This is a genomic window from Jiangella alkaliphila, assembly GCF_900105925.1.
Lineage (GTDB): Bacteria > Actinomycetota > Actinomycetes > Jiangellales > Jiangellaceae > Jiangella > Jiangella alkaliphila.
In genome coordinates, this window is sequence record NZ_LT629791.1 from 958,304 (window position 1) to 976,929 (window position 18,626).

The 18,626-nt window shown below is 71.8% G+C and carries 17 protein-coding genes and 2 pseudogenes; 15 read left to right on the forward strand and 4 right to left on the reverse strand.

Going from position 1 to position 18,626, the window contains the following annotated elements; genetic code table 11:
• The first annotated feature begins 566 nt into the window (after nucleotides 1-566).
• The 5 genes and pseudogenes from BLV05_RS38490 (at nucleotide 567) to BLV05_RS04495 (ending at nucleotide 7,508) form a co-directional block, all read left to right on the forward strand.
• Nucleotides 567-1,491 (forward strand): annotated as a pseudogene (locus BLV05_RS38490) (transposase family protein).
• 178 nt (nucleotides 1,492-1,669) lie between these two features.
• A pseudogene (locus BLV05_RS04480) lies at nucleotides 1,670-3,069 on the forward strand (IS1380 family transposase).
• A 578-nt stretch (nucleotides 3,070-3,647) separates the two neighbouring features.
• Nucleotides 3,648-5,177 (forward strand): helix-turn-helix domain-containing protein, encoded by a 1,530-nt coding sequence (locus BLV05_RS04485; protein ID WP_046767162.1) that lies wholly within the window; start codon nucleotides 3,648-3,650, stop codon nucleotides 5,175-5,177.
• 413 nt (nucleotides 5,178-5,590) lie between these two features.
• Nucleotides 5,591-7,030: a DNA-3-methyladenine glycosylase 2 family protein gene (locus BLV05_RS04490; protein ID WP_046767161.1), complete on the forward strand. Its 1,440-nt coding sequence runs from the start codon at nucleotides 5,591-5,593 to the stop codon at nucleotides 7,028-7,030.
• Between the two features lie 10 nt (nucleotides 7,031-7,040).
• A complete protein-coding gene (locus BLV05_RS04495) occupies nucleotides 7,041-7,508 on the forward strand; it encodes a methylated-DNA--[protein]-cysteine S-methyltransferase (RefSeq protein WP_046767160.1) in 468 nt (155 codons plus the stop codon).
• Between the two features lie 4 nt (nucleotides 7,509-7,512).
• On the opposite strand, the gene BLV05_RS04500 is transcribed toward BLV05_RS04495, so the two are convergent.
• Nucleotides 7,513-7,836 (reverse strand): hypothetical protein, encoded by a 324-nt coding sequence (locus tag BLV05_RS04500; RefSeq protein ID WP_052762180.1) that lies wholly within the window; start codon nucleotides 7,834-7,836, stop codon nucleotides 7,513-7,515.
• A 79-nt stretch (nucleotides 7,837-7,915) separates the two neighbouring features.
• Here BLV05_RS04500 and BLV05_RS04505 point away from each other — a divergent pair, with 79 nt between their 5' ends.
• Together BLV05_RS04505 and BLV05_RS04510 are read left to right on the forward strand one after the other, a co-directional pair.
• Nucleotides 7,916-8,704 carry a DNA-formamidopyrimidine glycosylase family protein gene (locus tag BLV05_RS04505; protein WP_046767159.1) on the forward strand — a complete coding sequence of 263 codons (789 nt, stop codon included), beginning with the start codon at nucleotides 7,916-7,918 and terminating at the stop codon, nucleotides 8,702-8,704.
• 148 nt (nucleotides 8,705-8,852) lie between these two features.
• Nucleotides 8,853-9,410 (forward strand): hypothetical protein, encoded by a 558-nt coding sequence (locus BLV05_RS04510; protein ID WP_052762179.1) that lies wholly within the window; start codon nucleotides 8,853-8,855, stop codon nucleotides 9,408-9,410.
• Between the two features lie 137 nt (nucleotides 9,411-9,547).
• Here the strand turns inward: BLV05_RS04510 and BLV05_RS04515 are convergent, their stop codons facing one another.
• Nucleotides 9,548-10,003: a cytidine deaminase family protein gene (locus tag BLV05_RS04515; protein ID WP_046767158.1), complete on the reverse strand. Its 456-nt coding sequence runs from the start codon at nucleotides 10,001-10,003 to the stop codon at nucleotides 9,548-9,550.
• Between the two features lie 69 nt (nucleotides 10,004-10,072).
• On the opposite strand from BLV05_RS04515, the gene BLV05_RS04520 reads away from it, so the two are divergent.
• Nucleotides 10,073-10,894: an alpha/beta fold hydrolase gene (locus BLV05_RS04520; RefSeq protein ID WP_046767157.1), complete on the forward strand. Its 822-nt coding sequence runs from the start codon at nucleotides 10,073-10,075 to the stop codon at nucleotides 10,892-10,894.
• Nucleotides 10,887-11,501: a TetR/AcrR family transcriptional regulator gene (locus tag BLV05_RS04525; protein WP_052762178.1), complete on the forward strand. Its 615-nt coding sequence runs from the start codon at nucleotides 10,887-10,889 to the stop codon at nucleotides 11,499-11,501. The genes BLV05_RS04520 and BLV05_RS04525 overlap by 8 nt, the downstream gene beginning before the upstream one ends.
• On the opposite strand, the gene BLV05_RS04530 is transcribed toward BLV05_RS04525, so the two are convergent.
• Nucleotides 11,438-12,130, reverse strand: a complete 693-nt coding sequence (locus BLV05_RS04530) for an EcsC family protein (RefSeq protein ID WP_046767155.1) — start codon at nucleotides 12,128-12,130, stop codon at nucleotides 11,438-11,440. The two genes, BLV05_RS04525 and BLV05_RS04530, sit on opposite strands and share 64 nt — an antisense overlap.
• A 70-nt stretch (nucleotides 12,131-12,200) precedes the next feature.
• On the opposite strand from BLV05_RS04530, the gene aat reads away from it, so the two are divergent.
• On the forward strand, nucleotides 12,201-12,926 hold the full coding sequence (gene aat / locus BLV05_RS04535) for a leucyl/phenylalanyl-tRNA--protein transferase (protein ID WP_082154978.1): 726 nt from the start codon (nucleotides 12,201-12,203) through the stop codon (nucleotides 12,924-12,926).
• A 4-nt stretch (nucleotides 12,927-12,930) separates the two neighbouring features.
• Nucleotides 12,931-13,791 (forward strand): Fpg/Nei family DNA glycosylase, encoded by an 861-nt coding sequence (locus BLV05_RS04540; RefSeq protein ID WP_046767153.1) that lies wholly within the window; start codon nucleotides 12,931-12,933, stop codon nucleotides 13,789-13,791.
• 4 nt (nucleotides 13,792-13,795) lie between these two features.
• On the opposite strand, the gene BLV05_RS04545 is transcribed toward BLV05_RS04540, so the two are convergent.
• Nucleotides 13,796-14,422 (reverse strand): FMN-dependent NADH-azoreductase, encoded by a 627-nt coding sequence (locus BLV05_RS04545; RefSeq protein WP_046767152.1) that lies wholly within the window; start codon nucleotides 14,420-14,422, stop codon nucleotides 13,796-13,798.
• A gap of 31 nt (nucleotides 14,423-14,453) precedes the next feature.
• Between BLV05_RS04545 and BLV05_RS04550 the strand changes: the two genes are divergently transcribed.
• From BLV05_RS04550 to BLV05_RS04565, 4 genes are all read left to right on the forward strand, one after another.
• Nucleotides 14,454-15,077, forward strand: a complete 624-nt coding sequence (locus BLV05_RS04550) for a TetR/AcrR family transcriptional regulator (protein ID WP_046767151.1) — start codon at nucleotides 14,454-14,456, stop codon at nucleotides 15,075-15,077.
• A 179-nt stretch (nucleotides 15,078-15,256) separates the two neighbouring features.
• On the forward strand, nucleotides 15,257-16,258 hold the full coding sequence (locus BLV05_RS04555; RefSeq protein WP_231948740.1) for a LacI family DNA-binding transcriptional regulator: 1,002 nt from the start codon (nucleotides 15,257-15,259) through the stop codon (nucleotides 16,256-16,258).
• Between the two features lie 46 nt (nucleotides 16,259-16,304).
• Entirely contained in the window at nucleotides 16,305-17,975 is a 1,671-nt protein-coding gene (gene araB / locus BLV05_RS04560) for a ribulokinase (protein ID WP_046767149.1), read from the forward strand.
• The gene (locus tag BLV05_RS04565) at nucleotides 17,972-18,625 is read left to right on the forward strand and encodes an L-ribulose-5-phosphate 4-epimerase (RefSeq protein WP_197683527.1); all 654 of its coding nucleotides are present in this window, start codon (nucleotides 17,972-17,974) and stop codon (nucleotides 18,623-18,625) included. The genes araB and BLV05_RS04565 overlap by 4 nt, the downstream gene beginning before the upstream one ends.
• The last annotated feature ends 1 nt before the right edge of the window (nucleotide 18,626 follow it).

The following is an 18,626-nucleotide window of genomic DNA, read 5'->3' on the forward strand; positions in this document are numbered from 1 at the left end:
GGCCTAAGAACTGGCAGCTATCAGGGGGACGGGGAAGAACCGGGCACAGCCCCGCGCCCGATATGCACCGTTCGCAATACTTTGCGGCGTTGGCTTCCTGGGTGTGAGGCGCGTCCTGGGTGTGAGGTGCGCCGAACACCCGTTTCGGGCCCGAATTCGCGACTCACACCCAGGACGCGCGTCAGACCCAGGATGGTGTCCGCCGGGGTCCTGGTCTGCCGTCACGTCCTGGTCTCCAGTCACGCTACGAGCCCCGATTCCACCGTTTCGCGTAACGGCAGACCACGACGTAACGCCAGACCAGGACCCGCACCGTCCTCCACGGCGACAGTCGTCCTCGATGGCAGAAACCGTCCTCGCACCCCATCGAAGACGGTCACCGCTATCGAAGCCAGCCGGCGCCATCGAAGTCGACCAACCCCACACGGGCTGTGCCCGCACTTCCCCGTCCCCCTGATAGCTGCCCGTTCTTACGACTTGGTGCGCAATAGAGGTGACGGCAGGTGATTGCTGGTCACGGCGCGTCGCTGCGGAGCTGATGGGCGGCCGCACAAGATCATGAAGCGGTGTCTAGTCGATCATGGGCTCGTGCGGCCTTGGTTCATTCTGCCTTCATCGGGATCTCCCGTCACCACCTGGGTCGCCTCGTGGCCGAGCTGGCCGGGCCATGGGCGGGCCGGCGGGAGTCTGAGCTGGCCCAGCGCCGTGGCCGACAACGCCGTGGCCGCGCCGAAGGGGCTGGGCGCAAGCACGAGCTGGTCTTCGTCGACCGGGTGATCGTCACGCTGGTCGTGCTGCGGCTGCAGCTGCCGCATGCCGCGCTGGCCCGGCTGTATGGGGTCGACCGGTCCACGATCACCCGGGCGGTGCGTCAGGTCCGTCCGCTGCTGGCCGGTCGCGGGTACGCCGCCCCGGCCGGGGTCCGGCTGCGCACCCTGGCCGACGTGTTCGCCTACGCCGCCCATCACGGGGTCACGCTGCGAATCGACGGCTCGGAGATCCAGGTCCGCCGCCCGAGAGCGAACCGGCCCGGGCGGCGGGCGTTCGTGTCCGGGAAGAAGCGGCAGAACACGATCAAGTTCACGCCAGATCACCGACGCCCATGGGCGGACCTTGTTCGCCGGCGGGTATCGGCCGGGCCGGATGCATGACCAGACCGCGGTCAAAACCGACGGCATCGACGAGCTGCTCGACCTGTACCCGGGGGTCGAAGCCGAACTCGACGATGGCTACAAAGGCCTGGCCAAGGCCCACCCTGGCCAGGTGCGCATCCCACCGAAGAAGCCTGGCGGCGACGCCACCGAGAACGACCTCGCCGCCTGGCGAGCAGCCCGCCACGCCCAGTCATCGACCCGGATCTGTGTCGAGCACGGCATCGGCGAACTCAAGCACTGGCGCCCCCTGCAACGCTGGATCGGCCGCCGCGACGACCTACCCGAGACGATCGCCGCCGTCGCATCGCTGGTCTCCGACCGCGCCGCCGCCCGGTAGCCGAAACAGCCGACACCTCAGCCGAGGACGCCCCGATCCCTATTGCGCACAACGTCGTTAGCCTCGATCCGTGGACCGGTAGCTGATCGCTCGGTGTGGTGACAGAGAAAGTGCCTTCTGTGCAGGGAGGATCTGGATTGTCGAGGTCCTGATCGCCGCTGCCCGGAAGGCACTTTCAGTGAGGCTATCTCATGCGTGGTCGCGGGCCACGCCGATGTTCGATGATCCGAGCCTGGTGTCCTACGCCGGGCTGGTCCCGGTGATGGCGCTGGCTGAGAAGGCCGGCCTGTCGGAGCTGGTCACCGACCGGGTGAAGATCACCGCGATGAGGGTGCGGTCGGCTGGGGTGAACCCGGCGGGCAAGCTCACCGCGGTGATCGCGGGGATGGCGGCCGGCGCGGACAGCATCGACGATCTGGACGTGATCCGTTCCGGCGGGATGGGCGGCTGTTCGGCGAGGTGTATGCGCCTGCGACGTTGGGGCGGTTCCTGCGCGAGTTCACCCACGGCCACGCCCTGCAGTTGGCGTCGGCCGCGCGGGCGCACCTGGTCGGCCTGGTCGAGCGGACTGGGTTGTTGCCCGGCATCGACACCCGGGTGTTCGTGGACATCGACTCGCTGCTGCGCCCGGTCTACGGGCACGCCAAGCAGGGCGCCAGCTTCGGCCACACCAAGATCGCCGGGCGGCAGGTGATGCGCAAGGGCCTGTCGCCGCTGGCCACCACCATCAGCACCGAACGTGGTGCGCCGGTGGTGGCCGGGATCCGGCTGCGCGCCGGGAAGGCCAACTCCGGAAAGGGCGCGGCATCGATGGTGCGCGAGGCGATCGGGACCGCCCGCGCCGCCGGTGCCAGCGGGCAGATCCTGGTCCGCGGTGATTCGGCCTTCGGCAACAGCGCCGTCGTCAACGCCTGCCAGAAGGCGGGGGCCCGGTTCTCCGTCGTGCTGATCAAGAACCGTGCGGTGGCCCGGGCGATCGCCACCATCGACGACGACGCCTGGACGGCGGTGCACTATCCGGGCGCGGCCGTCGACCCGGACACCAGCGAGTTGATCTCCGACGCACAGGTCGCTGAAGTACCGTTCACCGCGTTCGGCTCCACCAAGCACCCGGTCACCGCGCGGCTGGTCGTGCGCCGGGTCCGCGACCGGGCACGCGGCGATGAACTGTTCCCGGTCTGGCGCCATCACCCGTTCTTCACCGACAGCACCGAGCCCACCGCCGACGCGGACATCACCCACCGCGGGCACGCAATCATCGAGACCGTGTTCGCCGACCTCATCGACGGGCCGCTGGCGCACCTGCCCTCGGGCCGGTTCGCCGCGAACAGCGCCTGGGCGATCTGCGCCGCGATGACTCACAACCTGCTGCGCGCCGCCGGCACCCTCGCCGGAGGCGACCGGCATGCCGTGGCCCGCGGTGCGACACTCCGCCGACACCTCGTCACCGTTCCCGCCCGGCTGGCCCGACCGCAACGCCGCCGCGTGCTGCACCTGCCCGAGCGCTGGCCCTGGGCCGGCCACTGGACCAACCTCTGCAGCGCGGTCTTCACCACCGGCCCGCCAACGGCGGCCTGACCCGACCACCCGCCCGCGAGGGCCCGACCAGAGACTGACACGTGGAAAAGCTGGGCAGACCAGCGGACCATCCCCGCCCAAACCACCATCAAGATCAACAATCGGATCCGGAGATCAACAGACCGCTCGTCCACGGATCGAGGCTTAGACCGGGGACGCGCGGGTCATGTCCAAGCCCCGCAAGCAGCGAACAACCACCACAGCGGGCGCGGACTTGAGGCGCACGTTCACGGCTAAGAAAATGGGCAGCAGGGGGACGGCAAACTCGGCAACACCCCCGCCAACGCGGCAAACCACGGTGCGAGTCAGCCGGGGAACCAAGCCGCCGCGCGCGCCGTCTCAGGACCGGACGACATGCAAGGAGCTCGGCCGTCCGGATGGGCGGGTCGCGCCGAATGTGCCGATCCCGTGCACTCGGGACGACGACGACCGCACGGTCGACTATGCTCCCGGCGGCTGCCCGACGCTGCGCCGAAGACCTCATGGCGCGGATGAGAGCTCGCTCACGTCGCAACTTCTGGATACCAATGTGACGAATGTGGCAGCCGTTAACTCATAGCTGAGATATCGTTCCGCTCGTGGCAGACGACTACCGCGGCCAGATCGGCCGTTTGATCCGCGACTCGCGGCAGCATCGGGGCTGGACCCAGAGCCAGCTCGCCGACGCGCTCGGCACGAGCCAGAGCGCGATCCACCGCATCGAGCACGGGCAGCAGAACCTCAGTCTCGAGATGATCGCCCGTATCGGCGAGTCACTGGACAAGCAGATCGTGTCGCTGGCACCGCAGGGACCCGTGCATCTGCGGGTCAGCGGCGGACAGCAGCTCTCCGGCAGCATCGAGGTGCGGTCCAGCAAGAACGCCAGCGTCGCGCTGCTGTGCGCCAGCCTGCTGAACAAGGGCAAGACCACCCTGCGCGGCATCGCCCGTATCGAAGAGGTCAACCGCATCATCGAGGTGCTCGAGAGCATCGGCATCGGCACCCGCTGGCTGGGCGAGGGCCGCGACCTCGAGATCACCCCGCCCGAGCGGCTGGACCTCGACAGCATGGACGTCGAGGCGGCCCGGCGCACCCGCAGCGTCATCATGTTCCTCGGCCCGCTGCTGCATCGTGAGGTTCGGTTCAAGCTGCCGTACGCCGGCGGCTGCAACCTCGGCACCCGCACCGTCGACCCGCACATGTCCGCGCTGCGCCCGTTCGGCCTCGAGCTGAAGGCGACCGGCGGCTACTACCACGCCGAGGTCGACCGCTCGACGTCGCCGGTGCGGCCGATCGTGCTGATCGAGCGCGGCGACACCGTCACCGAGAACGCGCTGATGGCGGCGGCCCGCAACGACGGCGTCACCGTCATCCGCAACGCCAGCTCGAACTACATGGTCCAGGACCTGTGCTTCTTCCTGCGCCGCCTGGGCGTCCGCATCGACGGCATCGGCTCGACGACGCTGACGGTGCACGGCATCCCGGACATCGACGTCGACGTCGACTACGCGCCGTCCGAGGACCCGATCGAGGCGATGAGCCTGCTGGCCGCCGCGATCGTCACCGGCTCGGAGGTCACGGTCCGCCGGGCGCCGATCGAGTTCCTCGAGATCGAGCTGGCGCTGCTGGAAGAGATGGGCCTCGACTACGACCGCAGCGGCGAGTACGTCGCGGCGAACGGCGAGACCCGGCTGGTCGATCTGACGGTGCGGCCGTCGACGCTGCGGGCGCCGCACGACAAGATCCACCCGATGCCGTTCCCCGGCCTGAACATCGACAACCTGCCGTTCTTCGCGCTGATCGCGGCCACCGCGAACGGCCAGACGATGATCCACGACTGGGTGTACGAGAACCGCGCGATCTACCTGACCGAGCTGACCAAGCTCGGCGGCAACGTGACGCTGCTCGACCCGCACCGCGTACTGGTCGAGGGCCCGACGCGGTGGTCCGGCACGGAGATCATCTGCCCGCCGGCGCTGCGCCCGGCCGTCGTCGTGCTGCTGGCGATGATGGCCGCGAAGGGCACGTCGGTGCTGCGCAACGTGTACGTGATCAACCGGGGCTACGAGGATCTGGCCGCCCGGCTGTCCGTTCTCGGCGCCCGCATCGAGGCGTTCCGCGACATTTAGTCGAATTCTTCCGATTCGCGTGTCACAGCGCGACGGCCTGACGCACCTACCCCCACGTGGCGTGCCACCTCACCCCGTCCACGGGGGGCGGGTGAGGGCGCGGCGCGGCACGGTGGCTCGACAGGCCCAGGGCGGGACCCACCCACATCTGGCCCCGCCTGGACTGTGCACCTCGGAACGGCAAGGTGCGCCGGCCGGAGCCACCGACGTCGAGGGCTGGTTTCCTTTCCCTTGTGGCGCTCGCCGCCGCCTGGGACCTCGCGGTCGGCCTGGGGCCAGTCCCCTGGCTGGCCGCACATCCTCGACGCGGCGCCGTGCGGGGTCAGGGTGCCGTCACGCCCTGACCCCGGCCTCTCACGGCCATGTCTGATTCCCGCTAGTAAGCCGGCCGCCGGCGGGTGACACTGGTAAGCATGTTGGACGAAGAGGCGTGCTACCGCGCAGTTCAGGGCCGCGACGCGCGGTTCGACGGCGTCTTCTACATCGGCGTCACGTCGACCGGCATCTACTGCCGTCCCAGCTGCCCAGCCATGACGCCGAAGCGCCAGAACGTGCGCTTCTACCGCACCGCCGCCGAGGCACAGACGGCCGGCTTCCGGGCCTGCCGCCGCTGCCGGCCCGACGCGACGCCGGGATCGGCGGAGTGGAACGCCCGCGCCGACGTCGTCGGCCGGGCGATGCGGCTGATCGCGGACGGCGTCGTCGACCGCGACGGCGTCGCCGGACTGGCCGGCCGGCTCGGCTACAGCGAGCGCCAGGTGCACCGGACGCTGGTCGAGGAGGTCGGCGCCGGCCCGCTGCGGCTGGCCCGGTCACAGCGGGCGCACACCGCGCGGGTGCTGCTCGAGACGACGGAGCTCCAGGTCACCGAGATCGCGTTCGCGGCCGGGTTCGCCAGCATCCGCCAGTTCAACGACACGATCCGCGAGGTCTACGCGCTGACGCCGAGCGAGCTGCGCGGCCGGGCCCGCAAACGGGGTCGCGCGGCGACCGCCGGGACGGTCGAGCTGCGACTCGCGTACCGGCAGCCGGCCGACCTCCGCGGCGTGCTGGACTTCCTGGCGCTGCGCGCAGTGCCGGGCATCGAGGAGGTCGACGGCGCCACGTACCGGCGCAGCCTGACGCTGCCGCACGGCACGGGCGTCGCGGAGCTGACGCCGCGCGACGGCTGGGTGCAGGCGACGCTGCGGCTGGCCGACCCGCGCGACCTGACGGCGGCGGTGGCCCGGTGCCGCCGGGTGCTGGACCTCGACGCCGACCCGCAGGCCGTCGACGACCTGCTCGGCGCGGACCCCGCGCTCGGACCGCTGGTGGCCGCGCGTCCGGGCGTCCGGGTGCCGGGCACGGTCGACGGCGACGAGCTGGCGGTCCGCGGCGTGATCGGCCAGCAGATCTCCGTCCTCGCGGCGCGCACCGTCGCCGGCCGGCTGGTCGCCGAGCACGGCAAGCCGCTGGACGCGCCGGTCGGCACCGTCACACACGCGTTCCCGGCGGCGGCCGTGCTGGCCTCCGCCGACCCGGCGACGTTCCCGATGCCGCGCAGCCGGCAGCGCACGCTGCACGAGCTGACCAGCCGGCTGGCCGACGGCACGATCGGCCTCGACACCGGCGTCGACCGCGACGAAGCGGAGCGGCGGCTGATGGACGTCCCCGGCATCGGCCCGTGGACGGCGAAGTACGTGCGCATGCGCGCGCTCGCCGACCCTGACGTTTTCCTCCCGACCGACCTCGGCGTCAAGCACGCCATGGCCAGGCTCGGGCTGCCGTCCGAACCACGGGCGGTGGCCGAGCTGGCCGAGAACTGGCGGCCGTGGCGCTCGTACGCGCTGCTGCGCGTCTGGTCGACTCTCTGAAAGGCAGATCATGTACTGGACCACGTTCGACAGTCCGCTCGGCACGATGTGGCTGACCGGCGACGGCACGGCGCTGACCGGCCTCTACATGGAGCGCCCGGCGGCACTCGACCAGCCCGGCTGGGTCGAGGACGACGCGCCGTTCGCCGCGGCCCGCGACCAGCTGGCCGCGTACTTCACCGGCGAGCGGCAGGATTTCGACCTGCCGCTGAGCCCCGTCGGCACCCCGTTCCAGCAGCAGGTGTGGGCGGCGCTGCGAGCCATTCCGTACGGCGAGACCCGCAGCTATCGCGAGATCGCCGAGCAACTGGGCCGCCCGACGGCGTCGCGTGCGGTGGGCGCAGCGAACGGCCGCAACCCGATCTCCGTCATCGTCCCGTGCCACCGCGTGGTCGGCTCGTCCGGCGTGCTGACGGGGTACGCGTGGGGGCTGGAGCGCAAGCGGGCGCTGCTCGACCTGGAGACGGCCGAGGTCTAGGGCGTCACCAGCTCCAGCCGTCGTGCCGGAGCGCGCTCTCGATCATCACCCGCCGGATCGCGGGCGCGGCGTCGGGCACCGGCATCCCGGTCAGCCGCGCGGCGTCGAGCAACAGGTCGTCGTACGCGCGGGTGGCCGCGGCCAGGTGGTGAGCACGTGCCCAGCGGCCCTGGTCGCATTCGAGCCGGTGGATCTCGCCGACGACGCGGCTGAGCCGCAGCTGCACCGTCAGCGTCTCGAACGGATCGGCGACGACGCAGGGCGTGGCCTTGCCGCCGGGCCAGCGCCTGCGTAGCGCCCGGGTGATGTCGTGGAAGTGCGATTCCATCGTGGGCTCCTGACCAGCATCGTAGCCAGCCGAGCGGCGGTTGACGAGGTGTTTTCGGCGCCGTGTGCGAAGGTGAGGCATGCCCGAAGGCGACACCGTCTGGCTGGCCACCCGCCGCCTGCACGACGCGCTGGCCGGCGACGTGCTGGTGCGCACCGACTTCCGTGTCCCGCGCCTGGCGACGACCGACCTGTCCGGGCGCACGGTGATCGAGTCGGTCGCGCGCGGGAAACACCTGCTGACCCGCATCGACGGCGGGCTGACCCTGCACACGCACCTGCGGATGGACGGCACGTGGCGGGTGTTCGCGGCCGGCCGGCCGTGGCGGGGCGGGCCGGCGTTCCAGATCCGCGTGGTGCTCGCGACGGCGCGAGCGGAGGCCGTCGGGTACCGGCTCCCGGTCGTCGAACTGGTCCGGACGGCCGACGAGGCCGGCGTCGTCGGCCACCTCGGCCCCGACCTGCTCGGCGACGACTGGTCCGCCGAGGCCGCGATCGAGCGGCTGGCGCGCGACCAGTCACGGCCGCTCGGCGAGGCGCTGCTGGACCAGCGCGTATTGGCCGGGATCGGCAACCTGTACATGGCCGAGCTGTGCTTCCTCGCTGGGGTGTCGCCGTACGCGCCGGCGTCCGCGGTGCCCGACCCGCGCTTCGTCGTCGACGAGGCGCACCGGCTGCTGCACCTGGGCATCGAGACCGGCCGCCAGGTGACCACGGGCGATCCGCGCCCCGGCCGGCAGCACTGGGTCTACCGCCGGGCGCGACGTCCCTGCCGGCGCTGCGGCACCCCGATCCGGACCGGCTCGATCGGCGCCGCTCCGCAGGACCGCATCAGCTTCTGGTGCCCTCGCTGCCAGCCCGCTCGGTGACGGTCGAGATGCGGAGGCAGCACGTCGCGTCGTAACCTTCGGGAGGCGGTGGGGCGCCCGATCACGTGACCGAATGAGTTGCTGCCGCATGCCCACTCCCGCCCCAAACCGGCGACCTGACACGCACGCGTCGTCACCCAAGAACGCGGTGGCCTACGTCGACGAGTGCGAGGCCGTCCACCCTGGCCACGCCTACAGCATGGCCGCGTCGCTGATCGGGGACGACTCCGCCGACGAGGTCGCCGACGCGATCCGGGCGCTGGTGCTCCCCCGCTCGCGGAAGCTGCACTGGTACGACGAACACAAGACCGCACGCCGCACATTGCTGGCGGCGACCGTCGCCGAACTGACCGGCGTCGAGCACATCCTCGTGGTGCTGGCCACGGCTCTGGACGGGACTCGCCCCGAGCGGCGTCGACGGCACTGCCTGACGCGTCTGCTCCCCGAGTTGAACGATCGCGGGGTCGTGCAGGTCGTGGCGGAGGCTCGAGAGTCCAAGCAGAACGCGCGCGACGTGGAGCTGCTTCTGGCGCTGCGCAATCAGAAGCTGATCCAGGGGCCGTTCCGGCTCGACCACGTGCCAGGACCGTCGACTCCGCTCCTGGCGGTCGCAGACATCGCGGTGGGTGCTGTCATGGCGGCGTATGCGGGCGATGCCAGCTACCGGAAGATCCTTGACGAGAAGATCATCGAACTAGTGATCTGACCCCGAACAGCGCGAAACCCGGGACCCCACTCCGAGCGGGAGCTTCCCGGGTTCACTTCCGGTCCACCGCGATGGATCGACTGGAGACAAGCGTACCCCTCAGAGCCGCGCTTGGGCGACCCAACGAGGTCCGCCGTTCAGCCGTCGAACCGCCCGGGGTCGTAGGCCTGCGTCCCGCCGTCGATGGTCCACACCGCGGCGAGCGGCAGCAGATCCTCGATCAGCGCCGCGCGGACGCCGTCGGAGGTGGGGAGAAGCACCCGGATACCGGGGTGATAGTCGAACAGGATCTGCCGGTCGCGGCCGCAGGGGCCGACAACGCCGCGGCCGTGGTTGCCGACGGCGACGATCGCCTCGATGCGGCGCGCGCCGTTCGCGCGGGCCGTGCCGAGCGCGACGAGCTCAGCGCACGGGCCGCCGGTGAAGTGCCAGAGATTGACGCCGACGTGGATGCGGCCGTTCGTGTCGCGGACGGCGGCGCCCATCGTGTGGATGCCAGCCGCGTCGGCGCTGTCCGCATCGGTGCTGGCGTCGATGGTCGCGGCGGCGGCGTCGATCAGCTCGCGATCCGCATCGGTCAGGGCCGGCGTCATCGCTCGACACTAACCCTCCTGACGCATGAGCTCTTGCATGTGTTGACTAATGTGATTAGCCTTGGAGCTATGGCGGTTCACACCCAGTTCCTCACCCGGCCGGAAGGACGGCTGGGCTACGACGTTCGCGGCGCGGGGCCGCTCGTGGTGAGCGTCCCCGGCGTCGGCGACCTGCGGTCGAGTTACCGCTTCCTGGCGCCGGTACTGGCTGACGCCGGTTTCCGGGTGGCCACCGTGGATCTGCGCGGCCACGGCGACAGCGACACGACGTTCACCGACTACGGTGACGCCGCGACCGGCGACGACATCGTCGCGCTGATCCGGGAGCTCGGCGGCGGGCCGGCCGTCGTCATCGGCAACTCGCTGGGCGCCGCGGCTGCGGTCTGGGCCGCCGCGCACGAGCCCGACCTGGTCAGCGCGATCGTCATGCTCGGCCCGTTCGTCCGCGACGCCCCGACGACACCGCTGACCCGCATCCTGATGGCCGTCGCGCTGCGCCGGCCGTGGGGCGCGGCGGCGTGGGGCGCCTACTACCGCTCACTCAACGCGGGCATCCGGCCAACGGATCTGGCCGACCACGTCGCCCGCATCCGGACCGCGCTGCGCCGGCCGGGGGCGTGGTCCGCGTTCCTCCGCACCATTCAGACGTCGCACGCGCCGGTCACGCCGCTCCTCGCGAACGTGTCGGCGCCGGTGCTGGTCATGATGGGCGAGCGCGACCCCGACTTCACCGACCCGCGGGCCGAGGCCGACTTCATCGCCGGCGCGCTCGGCGGCGGCCCGGCCGAGGTCGTTATGGTCGCGGACGCCGGCCACTATCCGCAGGCCCAGCGGCCCGATGTCACCGGACCGGCCGTCGCAGCGTTCCTGGCGACGGTCCGCGGTGCCTAGGGCCGGCCTCACGACCGCCGGTGTCGTCGACCACGCCCTCGCCGTCGTCGACCAGCAGGGAGTCGGCGGCCTGACGCTGGCTGCCGTCGCAGGCCGCGCCGGGGTGGCCACGCCGTCGCTCTACAAGCACGTGCGCGGCCTGCCCGAGTTGCGGACGCTGCTCGGTATCCGGGTGTTGGAGGAGATGGCGGACCGGTTCGCCGCGGCGGTCATGGGCCGCAGTACGGACGATGCCGTCGCCGCCCTGCTGCGCGAGTACCGGGCCTACGCCACCGAGTACCCGGCCCGCTACGCGACGCTGCCGTTCGACCCGCTGCACAACCCGGGTCAGGTCACCGCGGGCACCCGGCTGATGAACGTCTTCCTGGCCGTCATGCGGGGCTACGACCTGCAGGGCTCGGACGCCGTGCACGCCACCCGCCGCTGCCGAGCCGTCGCGCACGGCTTCGTCGACATCGAGGTGGCCGGCGGTTTCGGGCTACCGGAGGATCTCGACGAGACCTACGAACAGCTGATCACGATGCTCGTGATGTCGCTGCGCGCTCAGACCCGCTCGACGGTGACGTTGCCGGGGAACTCGCGGTCGGCGAACTTGCCGATGGCGTAGGTCGAGAACGCGTCGATGCCCGCGCTGACCGCGCCGCCGACCAGCGGCACCCGGCGCACGATGGCCAGCGTGGCGTGCTTGCCGCCGATGCGGGCGACCAGCTGCGACGTGACGGCGGCAACGGCGCGCTCGATGACCGCGGGGTCGGGCTCGTTGAGCGCGGTGGCGATGTCGAACGGCCGGCCCGGGAGGTCGCGCCCGCGCAGGGAGTCCTCGACGCCGTCGCGGCCGAGCAGCGTCACCAGCGCCGCCGTGCGGACCCGAGGGTCGGCGAGGTCGTAGCCGCGCAGGTGCGCGATGGCCGCGGCCATGCGCAGGTGCAGGACGGCGATGCCGGCGATGTTGGCGGGGATCGTCACCGGCATGGTGACGATGCCGCCGACGTTGGTGACGAAGCCCTGCACGCCGGCCAGCCGGACGTGCTGCTCGACGACGTCGCGGATGGCCCGCTCGACGTCGCCGCGCTTGTCGAGATGACGGCGGGCCACCTCGCGGGCGCCCGGGAAGCCGGGGAAGCCCTCGATGGCTTTCGACATGAACTGGTTCGCGCCACGAGCGGCGACGAGCGGCGCGGCCCGGCGCGCCGCGGTCGTGCCCGCCCAGGTACCGATGCTCCGTCGCACACCCATATCACCACTGTACGTGCGCGGGGCCCCGAGCGGATTACCCTGACGAAGGACCGCAACCCTTAGGGATTCCATGGGAGGGCATGTGCCCGTCGAGCCACCACCGACCCGATGGGAGCTGCCGAGCACGTCCGGCGAGGACGACCTCGTCGCGTTCGGCGCCGATCTCGAGCCGGGGACGCTGCTCGCCGCGTATCGCAACGGCCTGTTCCCGATGCCGGTCGACCAGCTGCTCGGCCGCGCCACCGACCTCGCGTGGTGGTCGCCGAACCCGCGCGGCGTGCTGCCGATGGGCGCGCTGAAGGTCTCGCGGTCGCTGCGGCAGTCGACGCACAAGTTCGAGATCCGGGTCGACACCGCGTTCCCCGACGTCATCGAGGCGTGCGCCGATCCGACCCGGCCCGGCGCCTGGATCAGCGACGACATCCGCCGCGCCTACGAACGGCTGCACCGCCTCGGGTGGGCGCACTCGATCGAGGCATGGACGGCGGACGGGCGGCTGGCCGGCGGGCTGTACGGCGTCGCCATCGGCGGGCTGTTCGCCGGCGAGTCGATGTTCCACGCCCGGCAGCGGTGGGGCCGCGACGCGTCGAAGGTCGCGCTCGTCGCGCTGGTCGAGATGATGCGCACCGAGCAGCCGGTCGGCCGGCTGCTCGACGTGCAGTGGGGCACCCGGCACCTGGCCAGCCTCGGGGTCGTCGAGATCCCGCGGCCGGAGTACCTCAGCCGGTTGCGCCGCGCGCTCGAGCTGCCGCTGCCGCCGGTGTTCGCCGAACACGCCGGCCACAGGGCAAAATGAGACCATGCCCGAGCTGCCCGAGGTGGAAGCGCTCGCGGCCTTCCTTCGCGAGAAGGCCGTGGGCAAGGTGGTCACCCGTGTCGACGTCGCCGCCATCAGCGTGCTGAAGACGTTCGACCCTCCGGTCACGGCGCTCGGCGGGCTCACCGTCACGAGCATCGGCCGGCACGGCAAGTTCGTCGACCTCGACTGCGACGGCGTCCACCTCATCGTCCACCTGGCCCGCGCCGGCTGGCTGCGCTGGAGCGACGCGCTGTCGCCGAAGCCGCCGAAGCCGGGCGGCCCGCTGGCGCTGCGGGTGCACCTGAACGACGAGTCCGGGTTCGACCTCACCGAGGCCGGCACCCGCAAACGCCTCGCCGTCTACGTCGTGCGCGACCCCGCCGACGTCCCCGGCATCGCCCGCCTCGGCGTCGACCCGCTGTCCGACGAGTTCACCGTCGCCCGGTTGCAGGAGATCCTCACCAGCGCCGGCCGGGCGCAGATCAAGGGCGTGCTGCGCGACCAGGCGGTCATCGCCGGCATCGGCAACGCCTACTCCGACGAGGTGCTGCACGCCGCCAAGCTGTCGCCGTTCCAGCCGTCCTCCACCCTCGACGCCGACGGCGTCGCCAACCTGCACGCCGTCATCATCGACGAGCTGACGACGGCGCTGAAGCGGGCCGAAGGGCTGGCCGCGAAGGACCTCAAGGACAGCAAGCGCACCAACATGCGCGTGCACGGCCGGACCGGCGAGACCTGCCCCGTCTGCGGCGACGTCGTCCGCGAGGTGTCGTTCGCCGACTCCTCGCTGCAGTACTGCGCCACCTGCCAGACCGGCGGCAAGATCCTCGCCGACCGGCGCATGTCCAAGCTGCTCAAGTAGTCCGTCAGAACCCGGCCGCGACGGCGCGAGCCTCCTCCTGCGCGGTGGCCCGGCCGGACGCGACGCCGCCGCTGGCCGCGTCAGGGCGCAACGCGATCGTCTCGACGTCGGCGACACCGGCCCAGCGCAGCCAGCCCTCCAGGTAGTTCGTCTGGAAGTCCTCGCCGAACGCCGGGCCGCGGCCGGGCGCGTAGACGGCGCTGGAGTAGACGACGGCCGCCTTCTTGCCGCGCAGCAGCCCGCGGTAGCCGCTGGCCGGGTCCAGCGCGAACACCATGCCGGGCTGGCTCACGACGTCGATGAACTGCTTGAGGACGTAAGGCACGCCGTGGTTCCACATCGGCACGCTGAACAGGTAATGCTCGGCGGCGTCGAACCGGGCGAACGCGGCGACGACCTCGCGCCACACGTCGCGCTGCGCGGCGTCGAGATCCCGGCCGGCGAAGACCGCCATCTTCGCGTGCGCCGCCGTCGGGCCGAACTCCGGCAGCGTGCCGTCCCATAGGTCCCAGTGGGCGATCTCGTGGTCCGGGTGCGCCTCGCGATAGGCGGCGAGGAAGTCGTTCGCGAGCAGCAGCGACTCGGAGTCGGCGCCGCGCGGCGAGGCGGAGAGGTGCAGCAGGGAGGGCATAGTCGGATCCTTTCTGGACTACAGTCCGCTTGTGCCCGTCGATAAGAGCGGACCGTGGTCCGGTTATTCCCTCGAGGGCCCTTCGCTCCCACGAGAGCGCGCCGACGCGGCCCGCAACCGGGTCGCCGTCCTGGACGCGGCCGCCCGGCTGTTCGCGGAGCATGGGGTCGACGGCGTGACGATGGACGCGGTCGCGGCGGCGGCCGGAGTCGGCAAGGGCACGGTGTTCCGGCGGTTCGGCGACAAGGCCGGGCTGGCGGTCGCGCTTCTGGACGAGCGGGAGCGGGACCTGCAGCAGGCGATCCTCTCCGGTCCGCCGCCGCTCGGCCCCGGAGAATCGGGGCCGGTGGAACGGCTGGCGGCGTTCGTGGACGCGTACCTCGACTACGTGCTGGACCACCTCGACCTGGTGCGGATGTCCGAGACGGCGTCGCCGGGGGCGCGGTACCGGATCGGGGCGTACCGGTTCTGGCATCGGCACGTCGCGCTGCTGCTCGCGGCCGCCGCGCCCGGCACCGACGCGGACGCGGACGCGCTGGCGCACGCCGTCCTGGCACCGCTGGCCGCCGAGCACCTGCACGCCGTCGTGGCGGAGGTCGGCGCCGCACGCGCCCGGGCCGCCGCCCGCACCGTCGCCACCCGCGCCGCTGGCTGAGCCGCCGCGCCTTTGCAATGAGCACCTATACGCACCGGTGCGTATAGGTGCTCATTGCAAACCGGGGCCAGCGCTCTCGTCTGGCGCGTGACCGGTCCGGTTTGTTAACGTTCACAGCACACTGCTGACCAGCGGGTGAGGTGAGTATGACGCATGGGGCGGCCGGCCGGAGCCCGGTCATGGCTGACGTCGCGCGCATCGCGGGCGTCTCGCACCAGACCGTGTCCCGCGTCCTGAACCACCACCCCAACGTCCGCCCGGCCACCCGCGACCGCGTCCTGGCGGCCATCGAGGAGCTCGGCTACCGCCGTAACCTGTCCGCCCGCGCGCTGGTCACCCGGCGCACCAACACGCTCGGCGTGGTCGCGTTCGACACCACGCTGTACGGCCCGGCCAGCACGCTGTTCGGCCTGGAGCAGGCGGCTCGCGACGCCGGGTACTTCATCAGCATCGTGAGCCTGAAGACGATCAACCGGAAGACGGTCGGCGAGGCGCTGGACTACCTCGCCGCGCAGGCGGTCGACGGGCTGATCGCCATCGCGCCGCAGGTCGAGGCCGCGGCCGCGGTGTCGGCGCTGCAGGGCAACGTGCCGGTGGTCGCGGTCGAGGGCGGCGAGGCCGACGGCATGCCGGTGGTCGCCGTCGACCAGGTGCGCGGCGCCGAACTGGCCACCCGGCACCTGCTCGACCTCGGGCACCGCACGGTCTGGCACGTCGCCGGGCCGGCCGACTGGCTCGAGGCCGAGGGCCGCCAGCGCGGTTGGCGCGCCACCCTGCGGGCCGCCGGCGTCGAGATCCCACCGGTCGTCGCGGGCGACTGGAGCCCGCGGTCCGGCTACGAGGCGGGCCGGCGCATCGCCGCCGACGCCCGCGCGAGCCGGGCGACCGCGGTCTTCGTCTCCAACGACCAGATGGCGCTCGGCCTGCTGCGCGCGCTGCACGAGGCCGGCATCCGGGTGCCGCAGGACGTCAGCATCGTCGGGTTCGACGACATCCCCGAGGCCGAGTTCCTCACGCCGCCGCTGACCACCGTCCGGCAGGACTTCGCCGAGGTCGGCCGCAAGAGCATCGCGCTGGTGCTCGACCTCATCGAGACCGGGCCGCGGCCGGTGGCCGAGCGCATCGTCGTCCCGCCGGTGCTCGTCACCCGCGCCAGCAGCACCGCACCCGCCACGACCTGACCCGACATGACGAACCGCCGCCCCACACCGCACCAGGGAGTCACTTGTGAGCGATAACAACGACGACGCGGTCGTTGTCGGCGTCGACTACGGCACGCTGTCCGGACGCGCCGTCGTGGTCCGCGTCTCCGACGGCGCGGAGCTCGGCAGCGCCGTGCACGCCTACACGCACGGCGTCGTCGACCGCGAGCTGCCCGGCACCGGCGAGCAGCTGCCGCCGGACTGGGCGCTGCAGGTCCCGTCCGACTACATCGACGTGCTCAAGGCAGCCGTGCCACAGGCGGTCGCCGAGGCCGGCGTCGACCCGGCGAACGTCATCGGCATCGCCACCGACTTCACCGCCTGCACGATGGTCCCGACGCTCGCCGACGGCACGCCGCTGAACGAGCTGCCGGAGTACGCCGATCGCAAGCACGCGTACGTCAAGCTGTGGAAGCACCACGCCGCCCAGCCGCACGCCGACCGCATCAACACGCTGGCCGCCGAGCGCGGCGAGGCCTGGTTGCCGCGCTACGGCGGGCTGATCTCGTCGGAGTGGGAGTTCGCCAAGGGCCTGCAGCTGCTCGAGGAGGACCCGGAGCTCTACGCGGCGACCGAGCGCTGGGTCGAGGCCGCGGACTGGATCGTCTGGCAGCTCAGCGGCAGCTACGTCCGCAACGCCTGCACCGCCGGCTACAAGGGCATCAGGCAGGACGGCGGCTACCCGTCACGCGAGTTCCTGGCCGCGCTGAACCCCGAGTTCGCCGGGTTCGTCGACGACAAGCTGGACCAGCCGATCGGCCAGCTCGGCGACCGCGCCGGCGGCCTGACGGCGCAGGCGGCTGCCTGGACGGGGCTGCCCGAGGGCATCGCCGTGGCCGTCGGCAACGTCGACGCACACGTGACGGCGCCGGCCGCGCAGGCGGTCGAGCCGGGCCAGATGGTCGCGATCATGGGCACCTCCACCTGCCACGTCATGAACGGCGACGTGCTGCGCGAGGTGCCGGGCATGTGCGGTGTCGTCGACGGCGGCATCATCGCCGGGCTGCAGGGCTACGAGGCCGGGCAGAGCGGCGTCGGCGACATCTTCGGCTGGTTCGTCGACACCTCGGTGCCCGCGAGCTACGCCGCGGAGGCCGCCCAGCGCGGCCAGAGCGTCCACGACTACCTGACCGAGCTGGCGGCGGACCAGCGGGTCGGCGAGCACGGGCTGGTCGCGCTGGACTGGCACAGCGGCAACCGCTCGGTGCTGGTCGACCACGAGCTGTCCGGCGTCGTCGTCGGGCAGACGCTGGCCACCAAGCCCGAGGACGTCTACCGCGCGCTGATCGAGGCGACGGCGTTCGGCACCCGCACCATCATCGAGACGTTCAACCGCGCCGGCGTCGAGGTGACCGAGCTGATCATCGCCGGCGGACTGCTGAAGAACCGCCTGATCATGCAGATCTACGCCGACGTCACCGGGCTGGCGCTGAGCGTCATCGGGTCCGAGCAGGGCCCGGCGCTGGGCTCGGCCATCCACGCCGCGGTCGCCGCGGGCGCGTACCCCGACGTCCGGGCCGGCGCGGCCGCGATGGGCAACGTCGACCGCGGCGTCTACCAGCCCGACCCGGACAACACGAAGGCCTACGAGGCGCTCTACGCGGAGTACGTCACGCTGCACGACCACTTCGGCCGCGGCGGCAACGACGTCATGCACCGGCTCCGGGCGATCAAGCGCGCGGCGGTGGCCCGGTGACCGCGCTTGACCAGCTGCGCCGCACGGTCTGCGACCTGCACGCCGAGCTGACCCGGAACCACCTGGTCGCCTGGACGTCGGGCAACGTGTCGGGCCGGGTGCCGGGCGAGGACCTGTTCGTCATCAAGCCGTCCGGGGTGTCCTACGACGACCTCACGCCCGAGTCGATGGTCGTCTGCGACCTCGACGGCAAGCCGGTCGACGGCGAGCTGTCGCCGTCCAGCGACACCGACGCGCACGCCTACGTCTACCGAGCGATGCCCGAGGTCGGCGGCGTCGTGCACACGCACTCGACATACGCGACGGCGTGGTCGGCGCGGGCCGAGCCGATCCCCTGCGTGCTGACGGCGATGGCCGACGAGTTCGGCGGCGAGATCCCGGTCGGGCCGTTCGCGCTGATCGGCGACGACTCCATCGGCCGCGGCATCGTCGAGACGCTGACCGGGCACCGCTCGCCGGCCGTGCTCATGCAGAACCACGGCGTCTTCACCATCGGCACGAACGCCCGCGCCGCCGTCAAGGCCGCGGTGATGTGCGAGGACGTCGCCCGGACGGTGCACATCACGCGGCAGCTCGGCGAGCCGGTGCCGATCCCGGCGGAGGACATCGACCGGCTCTACGACCGGTACCAGAACGTCTACGGGCAGTGAC

What these genes read in the sequence shown, in the direction of transcription:
- BLV05_RS04490 (WP_046767161.1), top strand. Translation starts at nt 5,591, where the DNA reads ATGTTGGACGAAGAGGCGTGCTACCGCGCAGTTCAGGGCCGCGACGCG.
- BLV05_RS04495 (WP_046767160.1), top strand. Translation starts at nt 7,041, where the DNA reads ATGTACTGGACCACGTTCGACAGTCCGCTCGGCACGATGTGGCTGACC.
- BLV05_RS04500 (WP_052762180.1), bottom strand. Translation starts at nt 7,836, where the DNA reads ATGGAATCGCACTTCCACGACATCACCCGGGCGCTACGCAGGCGCTGG.
- BLV05_RS04505 (WP_046767159.1), top strand. Translation starts at nt 7,916, where the DNA reads ATGCCCGAAGGCGACACCGTCTGGCTGGCCACCCGCCGCCTGCACGAC.
- BLV05_RS04515 (WP_046767158.1), bottom strand. Translation starts at nt 10,003, where the DNA reads ATGACGCCGGCCCTGACCGATGCGGATCGCGAGCTGATCGACGCCGCC.
- BLV05_RS04520 (WP_046767157.1), top strand. Translation starts at nt 10,073, where the DNA reads ATGGCGGTTCACACCCAGTTCCTCACCCGGCCGGAAGGACGGCTGGGC.
- BLV05_RS04530 (WP_046767155.1), bottom strand. Translation starts at nt 12,130, where the DNA reads ATGGGTGTGCGACGGAGCATCGGTACCTGGGCGGGCACGACCGCGGCG.
- aat (WP_082154978.1), top strand. Translation starts at nt 12,201, where the DNA reads ATGGGAGGGCATGTGCCCGTCGAGCCACCACCGACCCGATGGGAGCTG.
- BLV05_RS04540 (WP_046767153.1), top strand. Translation starts at nt 12,931, where the DNA reads ATGCCCGAGCTGCCCGAGGTGGAAGCGCTCGCGGCCTTCCTTCGCGAG.
- BLV05_RS04545 (WP_046767152.1), bottom strand. Translation starts at nt 14,422, where the DNA reads ATGCCCTCCCTGCTGCACCTCTCCGCCTCGCCGCGCGGCGCCGACTCC.
- BLV05_RS04555 (WP_231948740.1), top strand. Translation starts at nt 15,257, where the DNA reads ATGGCTGACGTCGCGCGCATCGCGGGCGTCTCGCACCAGACCGTGTCC.